We start from the raw sequence: 23,019 nt of genomic DNA, 5'->3' as shown, positions 1-23,019 counted from the left end.
ATGTCTGCTCTGGAGCGCTTCCGATTCCATTGCACGGACACCAAGCCGATGATTCGAGTGTTAATAGCCGACGACCATGCGATCGTCCGGGGCGGGTTTAAACAGTTCGTCGCCGACGAACCGGATATGTGCGTCGCTGCCGAAGCCGCGACCGGCGACCAGGTCATCAGCCTCGTGCGCGAGCAGGCGTTCGACGTAGTACTGCTCGACATTGCGATGCCGGACAAGAACGGCATCGACACGTTGCGCGTGATCAAGCAGGTGCGTCCCGAGCAGGGCGTGCTGATTCTGTCGGGCTATCCCGAGAGCCAGTACGCGATCAACCTCCTGCGCGCGGGCGCGAACGGTTATCTGAACAAGGACTGCGAGCCCGACGAAATCGTGCGGGCAATTCGCTCGGTGGCGCGCGGTCACCGTTATCTGTCGGAGGCGGTTGCCGACACGCTCGCTGACAATCTCGACAAGCCCGCAGCGGGGCGGCCGCATGAAGCGCTGTCCGAGCGCGAGTTCCAGATTTTTTGCAAACTCGCGGCGGGGCAGATTCCCACTGACATCGCGGAGGAATTGCATTTGTCCGTGAAAACGGTGAGCACGTACCGCGCACGCGTGCTCGAAAAGATGCGGTTGGCGAACAATGCCGATCTGACTTATTACGCGATCAAGAACGGCTTGATCGAATAATGGACGATCGAGAAATCCTGATGAACAGCGAACCGAACACCGTTGACGAGCGAGCCGGCCGCGCACCGTTGCGCGTGTTGCTGATCGAGGATTCGCCGCTGATCCGCCGCAGCCTGGTGGAAGCAATCGATTCCTCCGGCCTGCTGCGGGTGGCCGCTTACGCGGATTCCGCCGATCAGGCCATCGCGCTGCTGAACGACGAAGCGTTCGACGCGGTGATCGTCGATCTGCAATTGAAGCAGGGGTCGGGCGTGCCGGTGCTGGCTTATTTGCAGCGAGAAGGGCTGATCGATTCGGTGTTCGCGGCGGTGCTGACCAACCATGCATTGCCCGCGTATCGGGAACGCTGCGAACAATATGGCGTGCGCCACTTCTACGACAAGTCGTTCGAATTCGACCGGGTGCTTGACGCGCTGCATGAGTATGCGTCGGCGAGAAGCGGGCATTGAGCGGCGCGTGGGCGTTCGTCGTTCGGGTCGACCATCAGTGACGTGACGGAGGCGGATGGTCTGTCGAGGCCGCAGCGAGCGGGCCATTATTAGCGCCTTATCCCATCCTCGCCACGCGCCCGACAACAGACCACATTCATACCCAACGGCTTTATTGCGCGGCAATCCGTGCCGGAAGCCGTAAATGATTCCACGCGGCAAGCCCCGCGAACACCACGCCCGCTGCACTCACGCCCAGCCAGCCGAACATCGGCCAGACCACGGCGCCGACGCCCGAGCCAAGCGCTCCGCCGATGAAATACGCGACCATGTACACCGTATTCACGCGGCTGCGCGCATCGGGCTTGAGTGCGTAAATGCGCGACTGATTCGAAATCTGCGCGGCCTGCACGCCGATGTCGAGAATGATCACGCCGACCACCAGGCCCGCGATACTCTTTGCCGACGCGCCAAACACGACGAACGAAATAGCCACCAGCGCGATCGATAGCGTGATGATCGCGCGCGGTCCGCGCTTGTCGGAAAACTTGCCGGCAAGCGGCGCGGCCATTGCACCCGCCGCGCCGACGATACCGAACAGCCCCGCCGCCTGCGGCCCGAGATGAAATGGCGCACCGGCGAGCAGCAGCGCAAGCACCGACCAGAAGATGCTGAACGCGGCGAACATCGCCGCGCCCGTCAGCGACGCTTCACGCAGTGCGCGATGCTCGACGATCAGATGCCACATCGACACCATCAGCTTGCCGTACGGCAGCGTCGAAGTCGGCTGGCTTTTCGGCAGACGCAGGATGATGACGACGGCCAGCGCGAGCAGCGCCACCACCGACGCGCCGAACACCGCGCGCCAGCCGAGATATTGTGCGATTACGCCCGATGCGGTCCGCGCCAGCAGGATGCCCAGCAGCAGACCGCTCATCACCATGCCGACCGCGTGGCCGCGCTCGGAAGGCGGCGCGAGTTCGGCCGCGAACGGCACCGCCTGTTGCGCGATGGTGGCGAGCACGCCGATCGCGAGACTCGCGGCGATCAGCACGAACAGCGTCGGCGCGGTGGCCGCGACGATCAGCGCGACGCACATGCCGACAATCTGCAGCAGGATCAGACGACGCCGGTCGAAGCGGTCGCCGAGTGGTGCGAGCAGCAGCATGCCGGCCGCGTAGCCGAGTTGCGTGACGGCCGGCACCGCGCCCACCCACGACGCACTGGCGGGAAACGACGAGCGGAAGTTATCCAGCAGCGGCTGGTTGTAATAGATGTTCGCGACCGACACACCGGCGATGGTGGCGAGCAGAAACAGCAGGCCGCGCAACGACCGGTCGGCGGAAGCGGGGGAGGAAGCGTCGGGAGTGGCCATGAGAGAGGAGGATCGGCGGACCGGCCCATGCGCGGTCTCGAGCGTGCCGATCATACCGGAGCGGGGCGGTTCCTGCTGATGGCCGCTACGGGGGCGCAATTCGCGGGAATGGCGGAATGTGTGCCGGGAGTGCCTATCGCTGTCACTGTTGCTGGGAGGTCGATGCCAGCAATAACGATCCTTCAACGCTTCGGCTGCCTGCATGGAGCCCGCCTGATTCGCCTGTCCATCGACCGAACGCGCCGCTGTCAAATTGAGATGGTCTTCTGGATTTAGTTCGTAGAATCGGCGCCCATCAGCAGCGATCGCGCGAGCGAATAACATGATATCGACCCCTCAACGCGAATCCCGCCCAATCGGCGGCAGCCTGATGTTCGTCCTGATCTGTCTCGCCGCATGGGCGCTAGTCACCGCGTTTTTGGTACGGGAACCGCTGAAGCTGATGCTCGAATGGGAGTTGCTGGCGGTGTTCATCCGTCATGAGACGCATGGCTGGTATCGCACGGTATTAACCATGGTCGGCCTCGACGTGATCGTCAGCGTGTTTGTTGTTGCCGGAGCGGGTTGGCTGGCGCTGCTGGTATCGCGCAAGTCGGCGCGTTTCAGGACCCAGGTGCAGGCCTGGCTTCTGATGATTCTGCTGATGCGTACCGGCGCGTTTCTGGTGGGCGGCTATATGACGGGCGCTATCGGTATCGACATCGCCGTGCCGCTAGACGGTCTTGCTCAGGCCGCTGTCGCCGCCGCGCTCGGGATACCGTATTTCAGATGGTCCCGGCGCGTGCAGCAGACATTCATCGACGCGTGAATTCGCGTCTGCGTATTCAATCGATCAGATCGCCTTCGGGCTCGTAGAACGGGTACGGGCCGTCCGCCGCATCGACATACGCGTGATGTGTGACGATGCCGGTCGCCGGATCGTAGCGATGCAGCGCATACGCGGGCGGTTCCATCATAAATGCCGACGGTGCATCGTCGCGCAGATCGAGCGCGACCTGGTGAGCGGGTGAGGGCACTGCAGACGCGATCGTGCCGCCAAAGCGCACGAACATCGGCCGATGCACGTGTCCGCAAATCACGCGCTCCACATTCGGATAACGCGCGATCAACGCGGCGAGTTTGTCGGCGGCGACGGGGTCGAGCCGCAATTCGTCCATATGTCCGATGCCGCACACAAACGGCGGGTGATGCAGCGCCACGATAGCCGGCTTGCCCTGAGCCGCATCGAGTTGTGCCGCGAGCCACGCGAGGCGCGACTCGCACAGATTGCCTGCGCTTTGTCCCGGCACCATCGAATCGAGCGCGATCACGCGCAACGGACCGACATCGACCGCGTATTGCACGAACTCGCCACCGCTGCGCAATTCCGCGCGATCGGGGAATGCCGCGCGCAACGCGTTGCGTTCGTCGTGATTGCCCACTAACAGGAAGTAGGGGATTTCAAGCGGTGCGAGCAGCGTTTTGAGGTACTCGTATTGCTCGGGGTCACCCTGATCGACGAGATCGCCCGTCATGATGATTGCGTCGGGGCGCGGTTCGAGCGCATTGAGCGCGGCGACGCAACGCGCGAGATACGCACCGGTGTCGACGCGCCGGTAAGCGAGCGCGCCGGGTCGCTTGATATGCAGATCGCTAATTTGAGCCAGCAGCATGGGGAAGTCCTTTTGTTGCGCGCTAAAAACACAGCGCGGCGTTTTTACAATAGTGCAATCAGCGCGTCCTGCGCGATCGAAATGCCGACGGGCGTGCCGCGCGCCAGTTCGACACGGCCCGCGACATCGATCAGCAACGCGTCCGGTGCTGCGCCGCCGATAGTCAGACGCGTGCGTTCACCGAGAAACGCAGTGCTTTCGACGCGGCCGCGCAATTGCGCATCAGCGGGATCGGCGAGCCACGCATCCTCGGGCCGGAAGAAAATTTCGTGTGACGAAAGCGTTCCTGAGGTAGCGGTGCGTGAGGGCACGGGCACGGCACCCCCCGTGGTTTTGAGCATGCCGTCGTGAAGTTCGCCCGCCAGCCGGTTGATCGTGCCGACGAACTGCGCGACCGTCCGGTTGGCGGGGCGGTAGTAGATATCGCGTGGCGAGCCGATCTGCTCGATACGGCCCGCGCTCATCACGACGATGCGGTCACCGAGTTCCATCGCCTCGGCCTGGTCGTGTGTGACGTAGATGGTCGTGATGCCCAACTCGCGCAGCAGCGTATTCATCTCGCTGCGCAACGTGTCGCGCAAACGTGCGTCGAGAGCCGTGAGCGGTTCGTCGAGCAGCAGCACGCGCGGCTGCACGGCGAGCGCGCGAGCCAGCGCGACTCGTTGCCGTTGACCGCCGGAGAGTTGATCGATGGGTTTATCGGCGTGGGTGGTCAGGCGCATCATGTCGAGCAATTCGTCGACCCGCTTGCGTGCGGTATCGGCAGCCACGCGTTTGATCTTCAATCCATAGCCGACGTTGCCGCGCACCGTCAGATTCGGAAACAGCGCGTAGCTCTGAAACACCATGCCGACCTGGCGCTTTTCTATCGGCAACGTAGTGACGTCGTCGTCGCCGAATGCGATGCGGCCGCCCGCGTCGGGTGTTTCGAGTCCCGCGATCATACGCAGCGTCGTGGTCTTGCCGCAGCCGGACGGCCCGAGCAATACCAGCGTTTCACCGGCATCGATCTTCAGGTCGAGCGGTTCGAGCACACGCGTGCCGCGAAACGTTTTCGCGCATTGCGTCAGCGTGATAGGAACAGAAGCGGGAACCAGGGAAGAAGCGAGTTTCATGGCGTCTTGATGGAGGTCGAAGAGGAAGCGGCAGCGCGCTTTTTCGCGGCGCTACGCTGGCCGGTTGCATCGACGCCGAGCCATTGCATGGCGACGAGCAAGGGCATCGTCATGATGAAAAACAGGATCGTGTACGCGCTGCCGATTTCGATCCGCAACGACGCGTACGTATCGGCGAGACCGACCGGCAGGGTTTTCGTGTCGGGCGTATGCAGCATCCACGTGAGATTGAATTCGCCGATCGAAAGCGTCAGCACGGCGAGCGCGCCCGCGACGATACCCGGCCGCGCATTCGGCAGCACGATCGTCACGAAGCGCTGGAAGAAACTCGCGCCGAGACTCGCCGCGCCTTCTTCGAGCGTGCGAAGATCGCTGCTCGCGCACACGGCCGCGACCGCGCGCACCATGAACGGCAGCGTGAACACCACATGGCCCACGACGATGAACGCGACGCTCATTCGGAAGGCTGTAAAGCCGCCGTACACCACCAGCAGCGCGAGCGCCGACGCGAGGCCGGGCAGCGCGATCGGCAGCACCAGAAATTCCTCGATAACACGCGACAGTCGCGTCTTGCTGCGCGCGAGCACATAGCCTGCGGGTACGCCGATCAGCAGCGTGATGAACAGTGTCGCCGCCGCGACTTCGAGTGAGAGAAACACTGAATCGTGATACTGGGTCCACACTTCGATGAGCCAGCGTAACGTCAGTCCGCTTGAAATGCCCTTGAAGTAATTGACCGTCAGTCCCGCCATGATCGACATGATCACCGGCACGATCAGAAACGCACACAGCAGCAAGGTCACGCACCATTGACCGACTGCTAGCCAGGTTCGCGTGTCGGGCAAACGCAGCCGCGCTCGCGGTGTGGTCGCTTCATGCAAGGCGCGAGGAATGGAATTCATCGTGTTGTCGTCATCCGGATTGGAGAGGCCGGGTCGTGAAGCTGCTTTCATGTCAGGCACTCGCCGCCACCGCCGAACCGCTCACGTTGCGCGCCAGTGCGAGCACGGCCCACGTGACGATGCCGAGCACGATCGAGAGACCCGCAGCCGTCACCATGTTCGCGTTGAGTGTGAACTCGGTGTAGATGGTCATCGGCAATACGTCGATGTCGGTGGCCAGCGTGAACGCGGTGCCGAATGCCCCCATCGCGGTCGCGAAGCACACGGCACCCGCCGCGATCAGACCGGGCGAAAGCGCGGGCAACACGATGTCGCGCGTAATACGCCACGGCGATGCGCCCAGCGAACGCGCGGCTTCTTCGAGCGATGCATCGAGCTTGGTCGCCGACGCCATCACGGTGACGATCACGCGCGGAATCGAGAAGTACAGGTAGCCGAGAAAGAGACCGCTCATCGAATACGCGAACACCCAGCGGTCGCCGGTGAGTTTCAGCGACAACGCGCCGATCAACCCCTGGCGTCCCGCGAGCATGATGACCATGAAGCCGACCACCACACCGGGAAACGCGAGCGGAAAGGTGAGCAACGCGAGCAGCGTACGCTTGAGCGGAAACTCGCGGCGCGCCAGCAGCAAACCGGCGATCACCGACAGCACCAGCGTTGTCGCCGTGACCGCTGCGGATATCACGACCGTTGCGCCCAGGCTCGACATGTAGCGCGGATTCGTCAACATCGCGCGATAGGTGGCGAGCGCGTGGCCGTCGCCGCTGATTTGCGCGAGCGCGGCCATCGGCAGCAGCCAGAATGCGATGAAAACCGCGAGTGCCGGCGCGATCAACGCGATGCGCCAGCGCAGCGGGAACGTGATGTCGTTCAATGCATCACCTGTAGATAGCGCTCGCCGAAGCTCGACTGCTTCTCGGCCATCTTGCCGAAATCGACCGGTTTGGCGCGGGCATAGTCGCTCGCGGGCAGGAATTTCGCGGCGGTTTCCGCGCTCATCGTGCTTGCACGAACGGGACGCAGATAGGCCTCGGCCCACAGCTTCTGACCTTCGTCGGACAGCACGAAATCAAGCACCTTCTTGCCATTCGCGTCATGCGGCGCGCCCTTCACCAGGCTCATCACATACGGCACCGAGATCGTGCCTTCCTTCGGAATCACGAATTCGACGTTCGCGTGATCCTTGTATTTCGCGCGATAGGCGTCGAAATCGTAGTCGAGCAGAATCGGAATTTCACCGGACATCACGCGCGCGTACGCAGTCTGTTTCGGCACGATCGGCGCATTTGCTTTCAGCTTGCGAAACCAGTCGAGGCCAGGTTCGAAATTATCGAGCGTGCCGCCGAGCGCCTGGTTCACTGCGACCGCGCCCGCATAGCCTACAAACGCGCTCGACGGATCGAGATAACCGATCATGCCTTTGTATTCGGGCTTCAGCAGATCGGCCCATGAACGCGGCACCGGCTTGCCTTCGAGCGCGTCCTTGTTGACGAAAAAGCCCAGCGTGCCCGAGTGAATCGCGAACCAGTAACCTTGCGGGTCCTTCAGGTTCGCGGGAATGTCGTCCCAATGCGCGGGCTTGTACGGCTGGATCACGCCTTTGTCTTTCGCCTGGAAGGCCGATGACACACCGAGATACACCACATCCGCGACGGGGCTCTTCTGCTCGGCCATCAGTTGCGCAATCGACTGGCCGGAGTTCTTGTTATCGAACGGCACGCGAATCCCGGTCTTCTGCTGGATTGCCTTGATCTGGCTTGCCCAGTCGGCCCATTCGGGCGGGCAGTTGTAGCAGATCGCGGTTTCATCGGCGTGCGCGGTTTGCGGTGCGAGCACGGTCAGCGCGGTGGCGACGATCACGAGCGCGGCTTGTGTCGAGTGAACGACTCGTCGCCATAATGATCTGGATGACGAATCAAAGTGTGAAGAAGAGCGGATCACTGCGGGTCTCCTGGAGAAGAAGAGAGCGGGTGGTTCGAAGTGTGTCTGGTTAAAAGCTCGATGCGCTGAAATTCACGCGACATTGCGCGCGTAGGTATTTTCAGAATTGGCTTCCTTGGGCGGCGTCGAGGTTTCATCGCGATTCGAAATCGCCGCGATGGTGGCGCCCTCGCGCAAGCTGTGCGGCAACGTCAGCGCGAGCGACGTTTCCCCGAGCGCCTCGTAATTCCCCGTGACGCGTGCGAGCAGACGCCGCCACGCCGCGCAGCCAATCTCGCGATTCGGCGCGCAGATGCTTGCAAGCGGCGGCGACAAAAGCTCGCCCATCGCGAGGCCGTCGAAGCCGAGAATCGACATGTCGTGCGGAATCTGCAAACGCGCGCGACGCAGGCCGCGCATCACGACCATCGCCAGCAGGTCGTTACTGCAGAAAAGGGCGGTGGGACGGTTCGGGCCGCTGGTCAGATGCGCGAGTACCGACGGCGACAGTTCGGCCGCGTTGAAATCGACTTCGAGCGCGGGCGCGGGTGTGAGGCCGGCTTGCTGCATCGCCTGCGTGTAGCCGAGATGCCGCTGACGCGCGCGATCCGATGCGGCCAGCGTGCCCGCCAGCATCAGAATACGGCGATGCCCGTGCGCGATCAGTTGACGCACGCCGTCGTACGCGGCGAGGCGGTTGTCGACCGACACCGATGGGCGACGGACCGTGTCGTTGTGCATCAGCACGTAGAGCAGGCCGGCGCGGTCCAGATCGTCGAGCAGCGGATGCGTGTCGGCATCGGCGACGGTCAGGATCAGCCCTTCCACACGTTGCTCGCGCAGCGTTTCGATGGCGTGGCGTTCGCGGTCCGCGTCGTACTGGGTGGTCATCAGCATCAACCGGTAGCCTTGCGCCGACGCGAGTTCGTCGATGCCTTGCAGACATTCCGCGAATACCGGATTGGCGAGCGTGGGCAGCACCACGCCGATCAGACGCGTGCGCTCGCCGCGCAATTGACGGCCGAGCGGGCTCGGGCGGAAGTTCAGCGCGTCGATTGATTGGCGCACCTTGTCGAGCGTGACAGGGTTCACGGTGTGCGGCGCATTGATCGCGCGCGACACCGTGGCAATGGAAAAGCCCGCGTGGGCGGCGACATCTTTGATCGTCGGGATCATGGTTTCCGCTCTGCTGTAAACGTTTTCGTGAGCGGATTATCGGGAAGCTCTGTGACTTCCAGATGACTCCGGGCGAGCTCCTTTTTTATCGGCGCAACGAGCAGGCGAGGGTGGGAAAGGGTGGCCGTTCACACCAGTTTGGTGCGTCTGCCGGGCAGTGGTAGAATTCGCGACCACGCGCGATTGCGACCCCTGCCGGGGTGATGAAATTGGTAAACATAGCGGACTTAAAATCCGCCGCCTCACGGCTTGCCGGTTCAAGTCCGGTCCCCGGCACCAGGTTCCCGTTGCATATTGCATGGCGTTGGAAACACAGCGAAAACCCGCATCAGATGCGTCTGTGCGGGTTTTTTTATTCGCGGACCGCCTCGCGGCCATCGGTATCCCGGGCTGCGAACTGACGGCGTCGGGCTGCCGCCGGATCAGTGTATAAATCTCTTATCTGCCTGCCGCACACCCCATCCCACGGAGAACTCATGGCCACCGAAAAATCGAAGCGCGCACGTCTTGCGGCCGAAAGCCTGTTCGGAGACCCGCCCGGCGCGGCCACGGGCAGCAAGGGCAATGTGGGCAGCAGGAGCAGCACATCGGCGAGCCGTCCCGCGAATCCGTTCGGTGACGATCCGTTCAAAGGGTCGGCCAGCCATTCGCCGTTCGACGACGAACTGGTGAAACTGCCGCCCGACATCGAACTGCCGCCTGGCTACGAAGATGTCGCGGCGATGCGCGATGCGTTGGCCCGCATCTGGCGGATGGACTGGATCAAGATCGGCAAGGATGAATGCGTGGTGAGACTGCCGGTCGGCTGGCGCGCAGATAAATCGGTGGACGGTGTGCTGCGGATCGAGCGCGGCGGCGTGGTGCGCGCCGAAGGGCGGCTGGTCGAAGGCGCCGCGTTGCAGATTCTGCCGCGCTACTACCTGAAAGCCGAGTTCCACGATTCCGACGATCACTGCCGGATCGTCGTGCGAGATCGCGCGAGTAAAAACGCGGTGCTCAAGGATTCGTTCTGGGATACCCGCAGCGGCCCGAATCATCCGCAGTGGAAAGTCGTTTCCGACTGGCTCGACAAGAAATTCCCCGACCATCGCGATCCGCTGCGGTATTGGGAAGACTGCATCGCCTGATCATGTCCCAACTGAAATACCTGACCGGTTATCCGCCGACCTTGCAGGAGAAGGTGAGGAAGCTCATCGCCGACGAGCAACTGGGTTCCTATCTTTCGTCGAAATATCCGGCCACGCATGACGTGCAAACGGACCGCGCGCTCTACGCGTATTGCGCGGAGTTGAAGCGCGAACATCTTCGCAGCGCCGAGCAGATCGACAAGGTCACCTACGACAGCAAGCTCGACGTGGTGCGTCACGCATTGGGTCTGCACACGAGCATTTCCCGCGTGCAGGGCGGCAAGCTGAAGGCGAAGAAGGAAATCCGCATTGCGTCGCTATTCAAGGCGGCCGCACCGGAGTTTCTGAAAATGATCGTCGTTCACGAACTTGCGCATCTGAAGGAAAGCGATCACAACAAGGCTTTCTACCGGCTCTGCGAGTTCATGCAGCCGGGCTACCATCAGATCGAATTCGACCTGCGTCTTTATCTGACGCATCGCGATTTGACGAAGAACCAGAGTTGAAAATCGAGCGCTTCACGGGTGACGTGAGGCGCTCGACGTCCTCCTGTAATCAGGCCGCGATTGCCTGAAGCGGAACCGCCGACGCCTTCAGCAACACCGGAATCGACTTCGAAGTCGGCGTACCCGCGCCGTCCGCAATGGACGAGAGCGGCACCAGCGGATTCGTCTCCGGATAGTAAGCGCCGAGGCAGCCACGCGGAATGTCGTATTCCACCAGCAGAAAGCCGTCGGCGTGACGCTCAATGCCATCCGCCCACACGCTGGTGATATCGACCCACTGTCCGTTGGCGAAACCCAGCATCGCCAGATCGTCCCGGTTCGCGAACAGCACGCGGCGCTGACCGTAGACGCCGCGATAGCGATCGTCGAGGCCGTAAATCGTCGTGTTGTACTGATCGTGCGAGCGCGTGGTCATCAACGTCAGCAGGCGTTCGCCATGTTCGTTGCGCGCCTGGTGAATCGGCGTATCGAGAGCAATGGCGTGGACCATGAATTGCGCTTTGCCGGTCGGCGTTTTCCACACGCGATCGCGCGACGCGACACCCAGGTGGAAACCACCCGGGTTCTTCAACCGCTCGTTGTAGTTCTGAAACCCGTCGAATACTTTCTCGATGCCGTCGCGAATCAGCGAGTAATCGGCCGCCTGCCCGAGCCAGTCCACTTTGTCGCTGCCTAGCGTCGCGTGCGCCATCCGCGCGACGATCGCGATTTCCGACAGCAGATTCTCCGACGCCGGTTTGTTCATGCCGTACGAAATGTGCACCATGCTCATCGAGTCTTCGACGGTCACGCCTTGCGCGACGCCGTTCTGCAGATCGATTTCGGTGCGGCCGAGCGTCGGCAGAATCAGCGCGTCGCGGCCGTGAATCAGGTGGCTGCGGTTCAGCTTGGTCGTGATGTGCACGGTCAGATCGCACGAACGCATGGCTTCCCACGTACGCGGCGTATCCGGCGTCGCAATCGAAAAATTGCCGCCCAGGCCGATGAACACCTTCACCTTGCCTTCGAGCATCGCGTGAATCGTTTCGACCACGTCGTAGCCGTGTTCACGCGGCGGCTCGAAATCGTAGGCCTTGCCGAGGCGGTCGAGAAACGCCTGAGTCGGCTTTTCCTCGATGCCGACCGTGCGGTCGCCCTGCACGTTCGAATGTCCGCGCACCGGGCACAGCCCCGCGCCACGGCGGCCGATATTGCCGCGCATCATCATCAGGTTCGACAGCAGCTGCACGGTCGCCACCGAGTTCTTGTGCTGCGTGATGCCCATGCCCCACGTCGAAATGACGGCGCGGCCTTTCACGTAGATGTCGGCGAGCTTCAGCACGTCGTCGAACGGCACGCCCGCTTCGGCGACGATGGTGTCCCAGTTCTCGGCGCGCAGGTCGTCGGCGAACGCATCGAAGCCGACCGTGTGTTCGGCGATGAAGCCGAGGTCGAGCACGCGTTCGAGGCCGGACGCGAGCGCTTCGTCGTCGAGTTCGATCACGCGCTTGGCGACGCCCTTGATCAACGCGAAATCGCCGCCGATCTTCGGACGGATGAACACGGAGCTGATCTTCGTGCCCTTCGGCGACAGCATGTCGAGCGCGTGCTGCGGGCTCGCAAAGCGTTCGAGCCCGCGCTCCTTCAGCGGATTGATCGACACGATGGTCGCGCCGCGCTTCGCGCACTCGCGCAATTCGCCGAGCATGCGCGGATGGTTGGTGGCCGGATTCTGGCCGAAGATCAGCAGCGTGTCCGCGTGTTCGAAGTCGTCGAGCGTAACCGTGCCCTTGCCGATGCCGACCGTGCCCGGCAAGCCGCGGCTGGTCGCTTCGTGGCACATGTTCGAGCAGTCGGGGAAGTTGTTGGTGCCGTACATGCGCACGAACAGCTGGTACAGGAAGGCGGCTTCGTTGCTCGCGCGGCCCGACGTATAGAACGCGGCGCGGTCGGGGTCGTCGAGTTGCTTCAGGTGACGCGCGATCAGATCGAACGCTTCGTCCCAGCCGATCGGCACGTAACGGTCGCGCAGCGCGTCGTAGACGAGCGGGTCGGTCAGGCGGCCGTGCTGTTCCAGTTCGAAGTCGGACTGCGCCATCAGTTCTTCGACCGTGTGCTGTTCGAAGAACGCGGGCGTGACGCGCTTGCTGGTCGCTTCGGCAGCCACGGCCTTGACGCCGTTCTCGCAGAATTCGAAGGTCGACGCGTGTTCGCGATCCGGCCATGCGCAGCCGGGGCAGTCGAAGCCGTCCGGCTGGTTCTGCTTGAGCAGCGTGCGGTAGTTGCCGCCCGTCACCTTCTCCTTGATCAGGTTGATGGCGACGTACTTCAGGGCGCCCCAGCCCGCGGCCGGGTGCGTGTACGGTTCGATGCGAGCTTCAGGTTTCTTCATGACGATGCCGCTGGAGACGGTCTGGACGAGGCTTTTATGCCAATAAGTGCCAGCCTACTGTGTTCCAAATGGTGCGCTGCATACAGAAATTTGGAAAAGGGAGGGATACAGTTGGCGGATTTCGGCATACACTGGCGCTCCAAGCCGCGATTTGCCTGAGCCAAGTCCTTGAAACTGTACGAAAAACTCGCCGATGAGATGACCGAAGCCGTACGCCGCGGCGTGTTCGCGTCGGGCGAGCGGATTCCGTCTGTGCGGCAGGCGAGCCAGCAGCACGGCGTCAGCATCAAGACGGTGCTGCACGCGTATGCGTTGCTGGAGAGCCGGGGGATCGTCGAAAGCCGTCCGCAGTCCGGCTATTTCGTGCGCGAGGCGGCGGCGAAGGCGCTCGCGGCGGATGCGATTCCATCCGCCGGCCGCAAAGCCGCGCGCGAAACGCCGCCGGTCGCCGCCGAGGTGGACGTGAGCCGGCTGGTGCTGTCCACGCTGCGCAGCATCCGCGCGCACGACGCTGTGCCGTTCGGCTCGCCGTATCCCGATCCCTCGCTGTTTCCGTGGCGGCGCATCAACCAGTATGCAAACGCGATTGCGCGACGCCATGCAAGCTGGAATCTGATCGACGATCTGCCGCCGGGCAACCCGGAGTTGATCCGGCAGATCGCGCGCCGTTATGCCGAGAACGGCGTGCCGGTCGATCCCGATGAAATCGTTATCACGCTCGGCGCGACCGAGGCCATCAACCTCAGCTTGCAGGCGGTCGCCAAACCGGGCGATACGGTCGCGGTCGAATCGCCGACGTATTACGCGATGCTGCACGCGATCGAGCGGCTCGGCATGCGCGCGATCGAAGTGGCGACGCATCCGGTCCACGGCATCGATATCGATGCGCTTGCGCAGGTCATCGCCAAGCAGAAAATCGCCGCGTGCATGGTGATGCCGAACTTCCAGAATCCGCTCGGTTTTCAGATGCCTGACGAACGCAAGCGGCAACTGGTCGAACTGCTCGCTGCGCACGAGATCCCGGCGATCGAAAACGATGTGTACCAGGAGTTGTATTACGGCGACACGCGGCCGTCGACGCTGAAGAACTTCGATAGCAAAGGCCTGGTGCTCCACTGCGCGTCGTTTTCGAAGAGCCTGACCGCGTCGTATCGGATCGGCTGGGCGATGCCCGGCCGTTACCGGGCGCAGGTCGAGAAACTGAAGTTCCTGAATACGCTGACTACGCCGTCGGTGCCGCAGGTCGCCGTCGCCGATTATTTGCGGCAGGATGGCTACGATCGCCACTTGCGGCACGTGCGCAAGGTGTACCGGCAGCAGGCGAACATCATGATGGCGCTGGTGCAGCGGTTTTTCCCGGTCGGCACGCGGATGTCGACGCCGCAGGGCGGCTATGTCTTATGGGTCGAGTTGCCCGCGAGTGTCGATTCGATGCGGCTTTATCAGGCGGCGCTTGCACGCAGCATTACCGTGGGGCCGGGCATGATGTTTTCTACTCGAAACGATTTCCGTCATTTTATTCGGCTTAACTACAGCTACCCGTGGACCGCGCAAAGTGAGGCGGCGCTGAGGACCCTGGGCGAGCTGGTCACGCAGATGGCGTGACGCAGGACGCAACACGACGACGCAACACGATACAAGGGAGAGACCCATGGATGACGATGACATCGACCCGGTTCTGGTCGCCGTGCTCGCGCAACTCTGGCGCGCGCATCAGGAGAAGCCGGGCGGCACGTGGTCGCTCGCCAAGCTGTCGAAGCAGGCGGGCGTGCCGATGAGCGGGTTGCGGCGGCAGTTGACGGCGCTGGTCGATAACGGTTTCGTGGAAACCTCGTTCAACGAGGAGGGCGCCGGGTCGGCGCGCCTGAGCGAGATCGGCCAGGGGCTGTGCGCGGAGTTGTTCGCCGAAGACGAACCGGACGAAGACGGCGGCGTCGAGCCGCCGCCAAGCATTCATTGAGATCGACGCGGGCCGTTCTCGCGTCGCTGCCGATGCGCGGCGACATGAGAACCACGCCCTTCGCCTCACACGTTAAAGCTGGCTCATCCCGCCATCCGCGATGATTTCGGTGCCGACGATAAACGCCGATTCCGGCGCCGACAGATGCAGCACGGTCGACGCGATTTCATCCGGCGTGCCGAAGCGGCCCACTGGCACCTGCGTGAGAATCTGCGCGGCGGTGGCTTCGAGTTGGGCGGCGTCGAGTCCGAGCTTGCCGTACAGCGGCGTTTGAACCGGACCGGGGCTGACCACGTTCACACGCACCCCCTGCGGCAGCAATTCCGCCGACAACGTCTTCGCCAGCGAGATCACCGCGGCCTTGCTCGCCGCATACACCGACGACGACGGCATGCCGATATGCGCATTGATCGATCCGTTGATCACGATCGACGCGCCCTTGTTGAACAGCGGCAGCAGTGCCTGAATCTGGAAGTACGCGCCCTTGACGTTAGTGTTAAAGGTGGCGTCCCAGAAGGCTTCGTCCACGTCCGCGAACGATGCGAATTTCGCCGTGCCCGCGTTGACGAACAACGCATCGAGCCGGATGCCTGCGGCATCGATGGCCGAGGCCAGTTCGCGAGCTGCCGCGACCGAGCCCGCGTCGTTGCGCACCGCTACGGCATTCGCGCCCAGAGCGGCCCGCGCGGTTTCGAGCGCATCCGCATCGCGTCCGGTGATGACGACGCGTGCGCCTTCACTGGCGAATGCCTTTGCCGCTGCAAAACCGATGCCGCTGCTGCCGCCGGTGACGAGAACCGATTTACCTTGAAAGCGAGTCATGTTGTTTCTCCGAAAGAGTGTTGCGGGTTGGTGATTGGGATAGTGCGCTTCTCAGGGACGCTTGCCGTACCACTTTGCCGATGTACTCGTTCGAAGATATCGAACATGTTTCTGGCGACCGCTCGAGTCATCAGGGCGCGACCAGAATACGCGATCCGTTATGAAGGGGATAACGAATACTATTTTTTCCTATGAATTTGGCCTTCGAATATGACCCCTATGCCGGAGCCTGATCCACGGAACCTCGAATACCGTGGCGGGCGCCTTCAAATCACTTCGGAGAGTCCATGAAAACAAAGCTGGCGCGTGCGCTGCATCGTTCGTTGCGCATCAAAACTGTCCGTACCGTGCTCGCTGCTGCCATCGGCGCGGGCGTCGGCGTGTCTCTCGCGTTCGGCGCCGCGACGGCGTCGGCAGCGGCCACGCAACCGGTCGGCATCGCGTTCGTCTACCTCGGCAATCCGGGCGACGCTGGCTGGACCTATGCGCACGAGCAGGGCGTCAAGGAAGTCGAGGCAAAGTTCGGCGACAAGATCAAGGTGACGCGCGTCGAGAACGTGCCGGAATCGGCAGATTCGGAGCGCGTGTTCCGCGATCTCGCGGCCAAGGGCAACAAGATCGTGGTGGGCTCCAGCTTCGGCTTCCAGGACTTCGAGCTGAAGGTCGCGAAGGATTTCCCGGACACCGTGTTCGAACACGCGACCGGCTACAAGAAAGCCGCGAACTTCGCCACCTACGACGTGCGCACTTATCAGAGCGCCTATCTGGCCGGACTGGTCGCGGGCTATACGACCAAGTCGAACACGCTGGGCTTTGTCGGCTCGGTGCCGGTGCCGGAAGTGGTGCGTAACATCAACGCATTCACGATGGGCGCGCGCTCGGTCAATCCGAACGCGCGCGTGAAGGTGGTGTGGATCAACAGCTGGTTCGATCCGGGCCGCGAAAAGCAGGCCGCCGAAACGCTGATCGGCCAGGGCGCGGACGTGCTGATCCAGAACACCGATTCGACCGCGACGATGCAAACCGCCGAGCAGAAGAAAGTGCATGCATTCGGCTGGGATTCCGACATGAAGAAGTTCGGCCCGAACGCGCAACTGGGTGCGTGCGTGAGCAACTGGGGCGTGTATTACACGCATCTGGTGGATCAGGTGATGTCGAGTTCGTGGAATAACGCGCCGGTCTGGTGGGGCCTGAAAGAACACGCGATCGATCTCGCCGACATCAACACGCAAGCGGTTTCCCCGGCTGCGCAGAAGGCGTTGAGCCAGAAGCGCGACGACATCATCTCCGGCAAGTTCAACCCGTTCGCGGGCCCGATCGCGGATCAGTCCGGTGCGGTGAAGGTCGCCGCGGGCCAGTCTTTGAGCGACGCGGAGTTGTTGCGTCTGAACTGGTTCGTGCAGGGTGTCGACGGTGCGCTGCCGAAGTGAGTGCGTGACTGCCTGACTACATCACGACAAGGAGATCGCCCGTGAGTCTGACCGTTTCGAACGATGCCGCTGGCGCAGGTGTGCCGGAGGGCTATCCGCCGCAGGGATTGACGCCGACGCCCGAGCAGATCGTCCGGCATCTGCGGCATTCGAGCCGGGTGGCCGAGCGGGCGACCTTGCTGGGTCATCATCCGTTCGGCGCGGTGCTGGTCGGCCCCGATCAGGAGACCGTGCTGATGGAGCAGGGCAATGTCGATACGGTCAATCACGCCGAATCGGTGCTGGCTCGCGTGGCGGCGTTGAACTTCACGCCGGCGTATTTGTGGGGCTGCACGCTGTACACGTCGGTCGAACCGTGTTGCATGTGCGCGGGCACGATGTATTGGGCGAACATCGGCCGGGTCGTATTCGGGATGACCGAGAAGCGTTTGCTGGAGGCAACCGGCGATCATTCGGAGAATCCGACGATGAGCGTGGATTGCCGCTATGTCTTCGATCATTGCCAGAAGCCGGTCGAGGTGATCGGGCCGGTTGCGGAAGTGGAAGCCGAGGTGATGGAGGTTCAGCGAAGGTTCTGGAGCGGCAGATAGCGTGCCCTTCGCCGCGGCACTTTTGCGAGCGAGGGCGCTCTCGACACGTCGAACTGCATGCAGCGGACATGAAGGAGATTTCATGCCGCCATGATGTACAAGACGGTGCAATCACGACCGCACCGGACTGTTGAGTCATTGCATGTTGCACAGGCCGCGTCATTGCCGCGCTCCGCCACATCCCCCTAAGACGGTTCACTGAACACGACGACGCCACGAGCCTGCTGACGTCGCCCGTTCATCCATCGGCGCTTACGATCTCACTGCGCCGCATCCACCTGCGTTTGCATCGACGGCTGCGGCAGCGTGGCGACGCCGCAGAACCAGTCGCCGCCGCGCGGCTGATATTTCCACTGACCACCCGCACCCGCCTGCTTCAGCACCGTGGAGCATTGATCGTTGACCACCAGCCCAGGATTCGCGGCTGTGCACTGAAGCAACGCCGCTTCAATCGGGCGCGCTGTCGCTAGTGACGTTTTGCGCTGAATAGCCGGTTCCGGCGATGGCTGTGTCCTGATCGGCTGCACCTCCGGCTGCTCCGCCGCTTCCCCTGTCTGCATGCTTTCGATCAGCCGTTGCAACTGATCGATCCGCGTTGCATACCAGGTCCCCAGACATGCCGCGTCGCGGCAGTTCTCTTCCCGCCAGCTCCACTTGCTATCGCTGTCAGTGAGAAAGGCGCGACGGTTGATGACCCGCCGACGCGCTTTCCAGTAAAGTTGCCCCAGCGTGTCGTCGAGTTTTGACAGCGCGGGATCGTTGCAGATGATTTTTTCGGTGAGCGAGCGTCCCCGGTTGCAGTCGAAGCTGGTGGCGTGGGCAGCCAGGTGCGTGAGCATCAGGCCGGCGATCAGGAGTGGACGGAAGATTTTCATGGCGGTCCCGGCAGTGCGAGGGTTTTCGATGCCAAGGATGATCGCCGTAATGTCGAAACGCAGACGCCCGGAAAACGCGTGACTTCGGCGAGGTTGTTACCAGATATTGCCTCGCACGAGGTCGGCGCGAGCGCACCGAGGTATCAGAGGAAATGTTGACTGGGCGCTTTCAGGCATGCGCCGTGCGACCGGAGCACGATGAAGCATGGGCGAAGGCAAAGGTCTTCGATTCAGAGGCATGAAGCAGAATTCGAAACGCTCCGAACTATTCCTAACGACTAGTCACCATGCAGGCAAGGCGGCAGCTTGAATGCCGCCTTTTAAAACGGGAGAAAGAATGCAACAACACCTGGTCCGATGTCTTTACGTGGCGGCCGGTTTGCTCGCGCTGCCCGCTGCGGCCAACGCCCAGTCGCAGGCTTATACCAATAGTGTCGTCAACGTGCGGGCGGGCCCCGCCTCCGATTACCCGATCGTGCAGCAATTGCCCGGCGGCGTTCCGGTGACGGTGATGGGCTGCATCAGCAATTTTCAGTGGTGCGATGTCGCTGGCCCGAATCTGCGCGGCTGGGTTTATGCGTCGCGGCTCACTTCTCCGTATCAAGGCAACAACGTCCCGCTGATGACCTATGGCGGGATGCTTGGACTGCCGATTCTCGGCTTTTCGATCAACGAGTATTGGGGCAATTATTATCGCGGCCGGCCCTGGTATAACCAGCAGTCGCGCTGGTCGCACCATCCGCCGCCACCGCCGCCGCGACCTGGCGCGGGGCGGCCGCCGGGCGGCGGGTATCCGGGGGGACGTCCGCCGGGTGGGCATCCGGGATATGACGGTGGGCATCCGGGCGGCCGTCCGCCGGGGAACGAAGGTGGTCGTCCGCCGGGAGGTCAGCAACCGGGGAATGCGGGTGGTCGTCCGCCGGGCGGCCGTCCGCCGGGGAACGAAGGTGGTCGTCCACCGGGAGGTCAGCAACCGGGGAATGCGGGTGGTCGTCCGCCGGGCGGACAGCAGCCGGGGAATGCGGGTGGTCGTCCGCCGCAAGGTGGTGAGCATGGCGGCGGCGGGCGTCCGCCTGGAGGAGGTGGACAGGGCGGTGGCGGCAATCGTCCTCAGGGTGGCGGTTCTCAAGGCGGCGGTGGTGGAGGTGGGGGCGGCGGTGGAGGCAGGCCGCCGGGAAGTTGATACTCGCGAGCCGGGACGGCTGGAAAAGCCGTCCCGGCTCGTGGGAGAGCTTGGGCTAACCCCGGCTGTCCAAACACGGTGCCCGGTTCGATCGCTTGCATGACCTGACCGGGCAAGCGAATAAGCCGCGGGGATCAAACGCCTCAAACAACCGCCTCAAACAGCTTCCATCATCGACCGGCCTGCATGCTTCAAGGCTGCGAGCCCGCCTCGCAAACGCGGCCAAGGCGGGCTCAAACCGACGAGCCACCTGTCGGCGACGATGCCGGAGCTGACGCAATCCATCGTCGAAGCCATTTCCTTCGTCGGGGACAATCCAGCAACTCCGCCGATGAAGCACAGAGCCATCGAGCAGCAGAACCAGACAACCCTGCGCCAGCAACTATCGTGTCATCACATGCCACACCAGCCGTTCGTCATGCATCTCGAGTTTTCTTCACTGGCTTAGCGTAAACCCGGCTACGCCGATTACACTGATTTGCCGATGTTGGGTTGGGGGGCGCACCTATGAATCGCGAAGCGACATCAGATGGCACGATAGACGGCACGATCAAAGCAACGCCGGAAGGCACACGCTACGGCCAGCATCTCGCCGAAGAGATGCTGGCGTCGGAGCGCAGCGTATTGCGGTTGATTACCCGCAACACGCCGCTGCCGGAATTGCTCGACGAAGTCTGCCGGCGCGCGGAAGCGCTGCTGGGCGTCGGTGCGTCCTGTTCGATCCTGCTGCTCGACGCCGACGGCGTACACGCCAGAGTCGGCGGCGCGCCATCGCTGCCGCCGCATTTCAGCGCCAGCATCAACGGCCTTCTGATCGGTCCGCAAGCCGGCTCGTGCGGTACCGCGATGTACGAGCGCCGCCTGGTCGTCGTCGAAGATATCGAAACCGATCCGCTGTGGGCCGGCCACCGCGACATCGCGTTGTCCATCGGTTTGCGCGCGTGCTGGTCCGTGCCGTTCGAAAACGACGCCGGCACCGTGCTCGGCGCATTCGCGGTCTATTACCGCACCGGCCGGCGCCCCAGCCCCGCAGAAGAAGCGATGCTGCGCGACATCGGCAGCAGCGTCGGTCTCGCGGTTCATCAGGACACCATGGCGCAGCGTCTCGCGCACAGCGAGGAGCATTACCGGCTAGTCGTCGATCACCTGCGCGAAGGCATCATCGTGCAGTCGCGCGACGGCGTGGTGATGGCCTGCAATCCGAGTGCGCAGCGCATGTTGCGCACTACGCCGCAGATCATCGGCCGCAGTATCGCCACGGTGTTGTCGGGCGCTTTTTACGAGGACGGCACGCCCGTGACCGAGTCCAGCCGCCCGACCGAGGTGGTGCTGGCATCCGGCAAGCCAATGCTCGGCGTGACGATCGGGCTTGAGCTGATCGACGGCGACATCGTCTGGATCACTGAAAATATCGTGCCGATTTTCCGGCCCGGCGACACGCAGCCGGAGTCGGTGCTGATCTCGTTCTCCGACATCGGCCCGGTACGCGAGGCGCAGCGGCAACTCAAATTCCTCGCGACCCGCGACTCGCTCACCGGCCTCTACAACCGCGCCTATCTCACGGAGCGGATGCGCGAACTGGTCGAGCCGGGCCGCGTCGACCGCACCGGCGAACTGCTCAGCGTCGCCGTGCTGTTCGTCGATCTCGACGGCTTCAAGAAGGTCAACGACACCGCCGGTCACGAGGCCGGCGACGCGTTGCTATGCAGCGTCGCCGACCGGCTTTCCGCGTGCATCGGCCGCGACGACACGCTCGCGCGGGTGGGCGGCGACGAGTTCGTGATCGTGAACAGCAACTACGACAACACCGGCCATCTGATCGGTCTCGCGCACCGGATTCTGGACATGATCGCGGTGCCGTTCGCGGTGGCGGGCAACGAGTATTACCTCGGCGCGTCGATCGGGATCAGCCTGTTTCCCGACGACGGCCAGGACGTCGCCACGCTTTTGCGCAATGCGGACTCGGCGATGTATCACGCGAAACAGCGCGGCCGGAACAACTTCCAGTTCTTCACGGCGGAGCTGAACCAGCATCTGCAACGCCGCTTCACGATCGAGCAGTCGCTGCGGCGCGCGCTCGCTTCGAACGAACTGAGCCTCGTCTACCAGCCGATCGTCGACAGTCAGAACGGCCGGACGATCGGCGCAGAGGCGCTGCTGCGCTGGTACAACAGCGAGTTGGGCAACGTGTCGCCGGCGGAGTTCATTCCGGTGGCCGAGGACGCGGGTCTGATCATCGAGATCGGCGACTGGGTGCTCGCGCGCGCGTGCGAGCAGGTCGCGCAATGGCGGCGCGAGCTGGCGCCGGATCTGATCGTCGCGGTGAACCTGTCACCACGGCAATTCAACGACGGGCTGCTGGAGCGGATCGAACGCTGTCTGAAGCAATCCGGGCTCGAACCGTCGGCGCTGGAGCTGGAGATCACCGAGCGGCTGCTGATGAGCGACAGCGAATCCGTGCTCCCCATGCTGGCCGCGCTGAGCGCCATGGGCGTGCGCATTTCCGTCGACGACTTCGGCACCGGCTACTCCTCGCTGTCGTATCTGAAGCGCTTTCCGCTGCATAACCTGAAGATCGACCGCTCGTTTGTCGCGGGATTGCCGGATCATCGCGATTCGATCGCGATCACGCAGGCGGTGGTCGCGATGGCGCATTCGCTGGGGATGAACGTCACGGCCGAAGGTGTCGAGACGGCCGAGCAGGCGGCTTTCCTGCGGGCGATCGCGTGCGACAAGCAGCAGGGGTATCTGTACAGCCGGCCGGTTGGAGCGAGCGCATATGCACGCAGTTTGTGCGACCCGCAGATGGGCATGGCCAACGCGGATTAGCCCCGGCCGGCGTATGGGTATCTTCCGGGCATGTTGCCTGCCTGAGAGGCGCAACCGTAGGCGGCGGCAGCCAT

The 23,019-nt window shown here is 62.9% G+C and carries 21 protein-coding genes and 1 tRNA gene; 12 read left to right on the top strand and 10 right to left on the bottom strand.

The window, feature by feature from the left end; genetic code table 11:
* Window positions 1-48 precede the first annotated feature (48 nt).
* Window positions 49-681, top strand: coding sequence for a response regulator (locus BLS41_RS11485; RefSeq protein ID WP_074764543.1), 633 nt, complete (start codon window positions 49-51; stop codon window positions 679-681).
* Window positions 682-701: 20 nt separating this feature from the next.
* Window positions 702-1,130, top strand: a complete 429-nt coding sequence (locus BLS41_RS11480) for a response regulator (RefSeq protein WP_074766474.1) — start codon at window positions 702-704, stop codon at window positions 1,128-1,130.
* Between the two features lie 151 nt (window positions 1,131-1,281).
* On the opposite strand, the gene BLS41_RS11475 is transcribed toward BLS41_RS11480, so the two are convergent.
* A complete protein-coding gene (locus tag BLS41_RS11475) occupies window positions 1,282-2,484 on the bottom strand; it encodes an MFS transporter (protein WP_074764541.1) in 1,203 nt (400 codons plus the stop codon).
* Between the two features lie 322 nt (window positions 2,485-2,806).
* Between BLS41_RS11475 and BLS41_RS11465 the strand changes: the two genes are divergently transcribed.
* A complete protein-coding gene (locus BLS41_RS11465) occupies window positions 2,807-3,292 on the top strand; it encodes a DUF2569 domain-containing protein (protein WP_074764537.1) in 486 nt (161 codons plus the stop codon).
* A 16-nt stretch (window positions 3,293-3,308) separates the two neighbouring features.
* Here the strand turns inward: BLS41_RS11465 and BLS41_RS11460 are convergent, their stop codons facing one another.
* The 6 genes from BLS41_RS11460 to BLS41_RS11435 form a co-directional block, all read right to left on the bottom strand.
* Window positions 3,309-4,136 (bottom strand): phosphodiesterase, encoded by an 828-nt coding sequence (locus BLS41_RS11460; RefSeq protein ID WP_074764535.1) that lies wholly within the window; start codon window positions 4,134-4,136, stop codon window positions 3,309-3,311.
* Between the two features lie 44 nt (window positions 4,137-4,180).
* The gene (locus BLS41_RS11455) at window positions 4,181-5,251 is read right to left on the bottom strand and encodes an ABC transporter ATP-binding protein (protein ID WP_074764533.1); all 1,071 of its coding nucleotides are present in this window, start codon (window positions 5,249-5,251) and stop codon (window positions 4,181-4,183) included.
* A complete protein-coding gene (locus tag BLS41_RS11450; protein WP_074766472.1) occupies window positions 5,248-6,153 on the bottom strand; it encodes an ABC transporter permease in 906 nt (301 codons plus the stop codon). The genes BLS41_RS11455 and BLS41_RS11450 overlap by 4 nt, the downstream gene beginning before the upstream one ends.
* A 52-nt stretch (window positions 6,154-6,205) precedes the next feature.
* The gene (locus BLS41_RS11445) at window positions 6,206-7,030 is read right to left on the bottom strand and encodes an ABC transporter permease (RefSeq protein ID WP_074764531.1); all 825 of its coding nucleotides are present in this window, start codon (window positions 7,028-7,030) and stop codon (window positions 6,206-6,208) included.
* Window positions 7,027-8,097, bottom strand: coding sequence for an ABC transporter substrate-binding protein (locus tag BLS41_RS11440; RefSeq protein WP_074764529.1), 1,071 nt, complete (start codon window positions 8,095-8,097; stop codon window positions 7,027-7,029). The genes BLS41_RS11445 and BLS41_RS11440 overlap by 4 nt, the downstream gene beginning before the upstream one ends.
* 72 nt (window positions 8,098-8,169) lie before the next feature.
* Window positions 8,170-9,252 carry a LacI family DNA-binding transcriptional regulator gene (locus tag BLS41_RS11435; RefSeq protein WP_074764527.1) on the bottom strand — a complete coding sequence of 361 codons (1,083 nt, stop codon included), beginning with the start codon at window positions 9,250-9,252 and terminating at the stop codon, window positions 8,170-8,172.
* A 194-nt stretch (window positions 9,253-9,446) separates the two neighbouring features.
* Here BLS41_RS11435 and BLS41_RS11430 point away from each other — a divergent pair.
* The 3 genes from BLS41_RS11430 to BLS41_RS11420 all read left to right on the top strand — a co-directional run bounded on the left by BLS41_RS11430 (window position 9,447) and on the right by BLS41_RS11420 (window position 10,885).
* Window positions 9,447-9,531: transfer RNA gene (locus BLS41_RS11430), tRNA-Leu, on the top strand.
* Between the two features lie 197 nt (window positions 9,532-9,728).
* The gene (locus BLS41_RS11425) at window positions 9,729-10,379 is read left to right on the top strand and encodes a hypothetical protein (protein ID WP_074764525.1); all 651 of its coding nucleotides are present in this window, start codon (window positions 9,729-9,731) and stop codon (window positions 10,377-10,379) included.
* A gap of 2 nt (window positions 10,380-10,381) precedes the next feature.
* Complete coding sequence (locus BLS41_RS11420; RefSeq protein ID WP_074764523.1) at window positions 10,382-10,885, top strand: M48 metallopeptidase family protein; 504 nt, start codon at window positions 10,382-10,384, stop codon at window positions 10,883-10,885.
* Window positions 10,886-10,934: 49 nt separating this feature from the next.
* Here the strand turns inward: BLS41_RS11420 and BLS41_RS11415 are convergent, their stop codons facing one another.
* Window positions 10,935-13,256, bottom strand: a complete 2,322-nt coding sequence (locus BLS41_RS11415; protein ID WP_074764521.1) for an FdhF/YdeP family oxidoreductase — start codon at window positions 13,254-13,256, stop codon at window positions 10,935-10,937.
* A gap of 168 nt (window positions 13,257-13,424) precedes the next feature.
* Here BLS41_RS11415 and BLS41_RS11410 point away from each other — a divergent pair, with 168 nt between their 5' ends.
* Both BLS41_RS11410 and BLS41_RS11405 read left to right on the top strand, forming a co-directional pair.
* On the top strand, window positions 13,425-14,861 hold the full coding sequence (locus BLS41_RS11410; RefSeq protein ID WP_074764519.1) for an aminotransferase-like domain-containing protein: 1,437 nt from the start codon (window positions 13,425-13,427) through the stop codon (window positions 14,859-14,861).
* A gap of 46 nt (window positions 14,862-14,907) precedes the next feature.
* Window positions 14,908-15,216 (top strand): helix-turn-helix domain-containing protein, encoded by a 309-nt coding sequence (locus BLS41_RS11405; RefSeq protein ID WP_074764517.1) that lies wholly within the window; start codon window positions 14,908-14,910, stop codon window positions 15,214-15,216.
* Between the two features lie 72 nt (window positions 15,217-15,288).
* Here BLS41_RS11405 and BLS41_RS11400 read toward each other — a convergent pair whose 3' ends face one another.
* Complete coding sequence (locus BLS41_RS11400; protein WP_074764515.1) at window positions 15,289-16,038, bottom strand: SDR family oxidoreductase; 750 nt, start codon at window positions 16,036-16,038, stop codon at window positions 15,289-15,291.
* 287 nt (window positions 16,039-16,325) lie between these two features.
* Here BLS41_RS11400 and BLS41_RS11395 point away from each other — a divergent pair, with 287 nt between their 5' ends.
* Window positions 16,326-17,468 (top strand): BMP family ABC transporter substrate-binding protein, encoded by a 1,143-nt coding sequence (locus tag BLS41_RS11395; RefSeq protein WP_074764513.1) that lies wholly within the window; start codon window positions 16,326-16,328, stop codon window positions 17,466-17,468.
* Window positions 17,469-17,509: 41 nt separating this feature from the next.
* Entirely contained in the window at window positions 17,510-18,058 is a 549-nt protein-coding gene (locus BLS41_RS11390) for a nucleoside deaminase (protein ID WP_074764511.1), read from the top strand.
* 260 nt (window positions 18,059-18,318) lie between these two features.
* Here the strand turns inward: BLS41_RS11390 and BLS41_RS11385 are convergent, their stop codons facing one another.
* Complete coding sequence (locus tag BLS41_RS11385; protein ID WP_074764509.1) at window positions 18,319-18,933, bottom strand: lysozyme inhibitor LprI family protein; 615 nt, start codon at window positions 18,931-18,933, stop codon at window positions 18,319-18,321.
* Window positions 18,934-19,270: 337 nt separating this feature from the next.
* Here BLS41_RS11385 and BLS41_RS11380 point away from each other — a divergent pair, with 337 nt between their 5' ends.
* Together BLS41_RS11380 and BLS41_RS11370 are read left to right on the top strand one after the other, a co-directional pair.
* A complete protein-coding gene (locus tag BLS41_RS11380) occupies window positions 19,271-20,116 on the top strand; it encodes an SH3 domain-containing protein (protein ID WP_074764506.1) in 846 nt (281 codons plus the stop codon).
* A 507-nt stretch (window positions 20,117-20,623) separates the two neighbouring features.
* The gene (locus tag BLS41_RS11370; protein WP_074764501.1) at window positions 20,624-22,945 is read left to right on the top strand and encodes a putative bifunctional diguanylate cyclase/phosphodiesterase; all 2,322 of its coding nucleotides are present in this window, start codon (window positions 20,624-20,626) and stop codon (window positions 22,943-22,945) included.
* The last annotated feature ends 74 nt before the right edge of the window (window positions 22,946-23,019 follow it).

The sequence above is a fragment of the Paraburkholderia fungorum genome (assembly GCF_900099835.1).
Classification (GTDB): Bacteria; Pseudomonadota; Gammaproteobacteria; order Burkholderiales; family Burkholderiaceae; genus Paraburkholderia; species Paraburkholderia fungorum_A.
The sequence above is the reverse complement of the archived record's forward strand: the minus strand, read 5'-3'. Positions and strand labels throughout refer to the sequence as shown.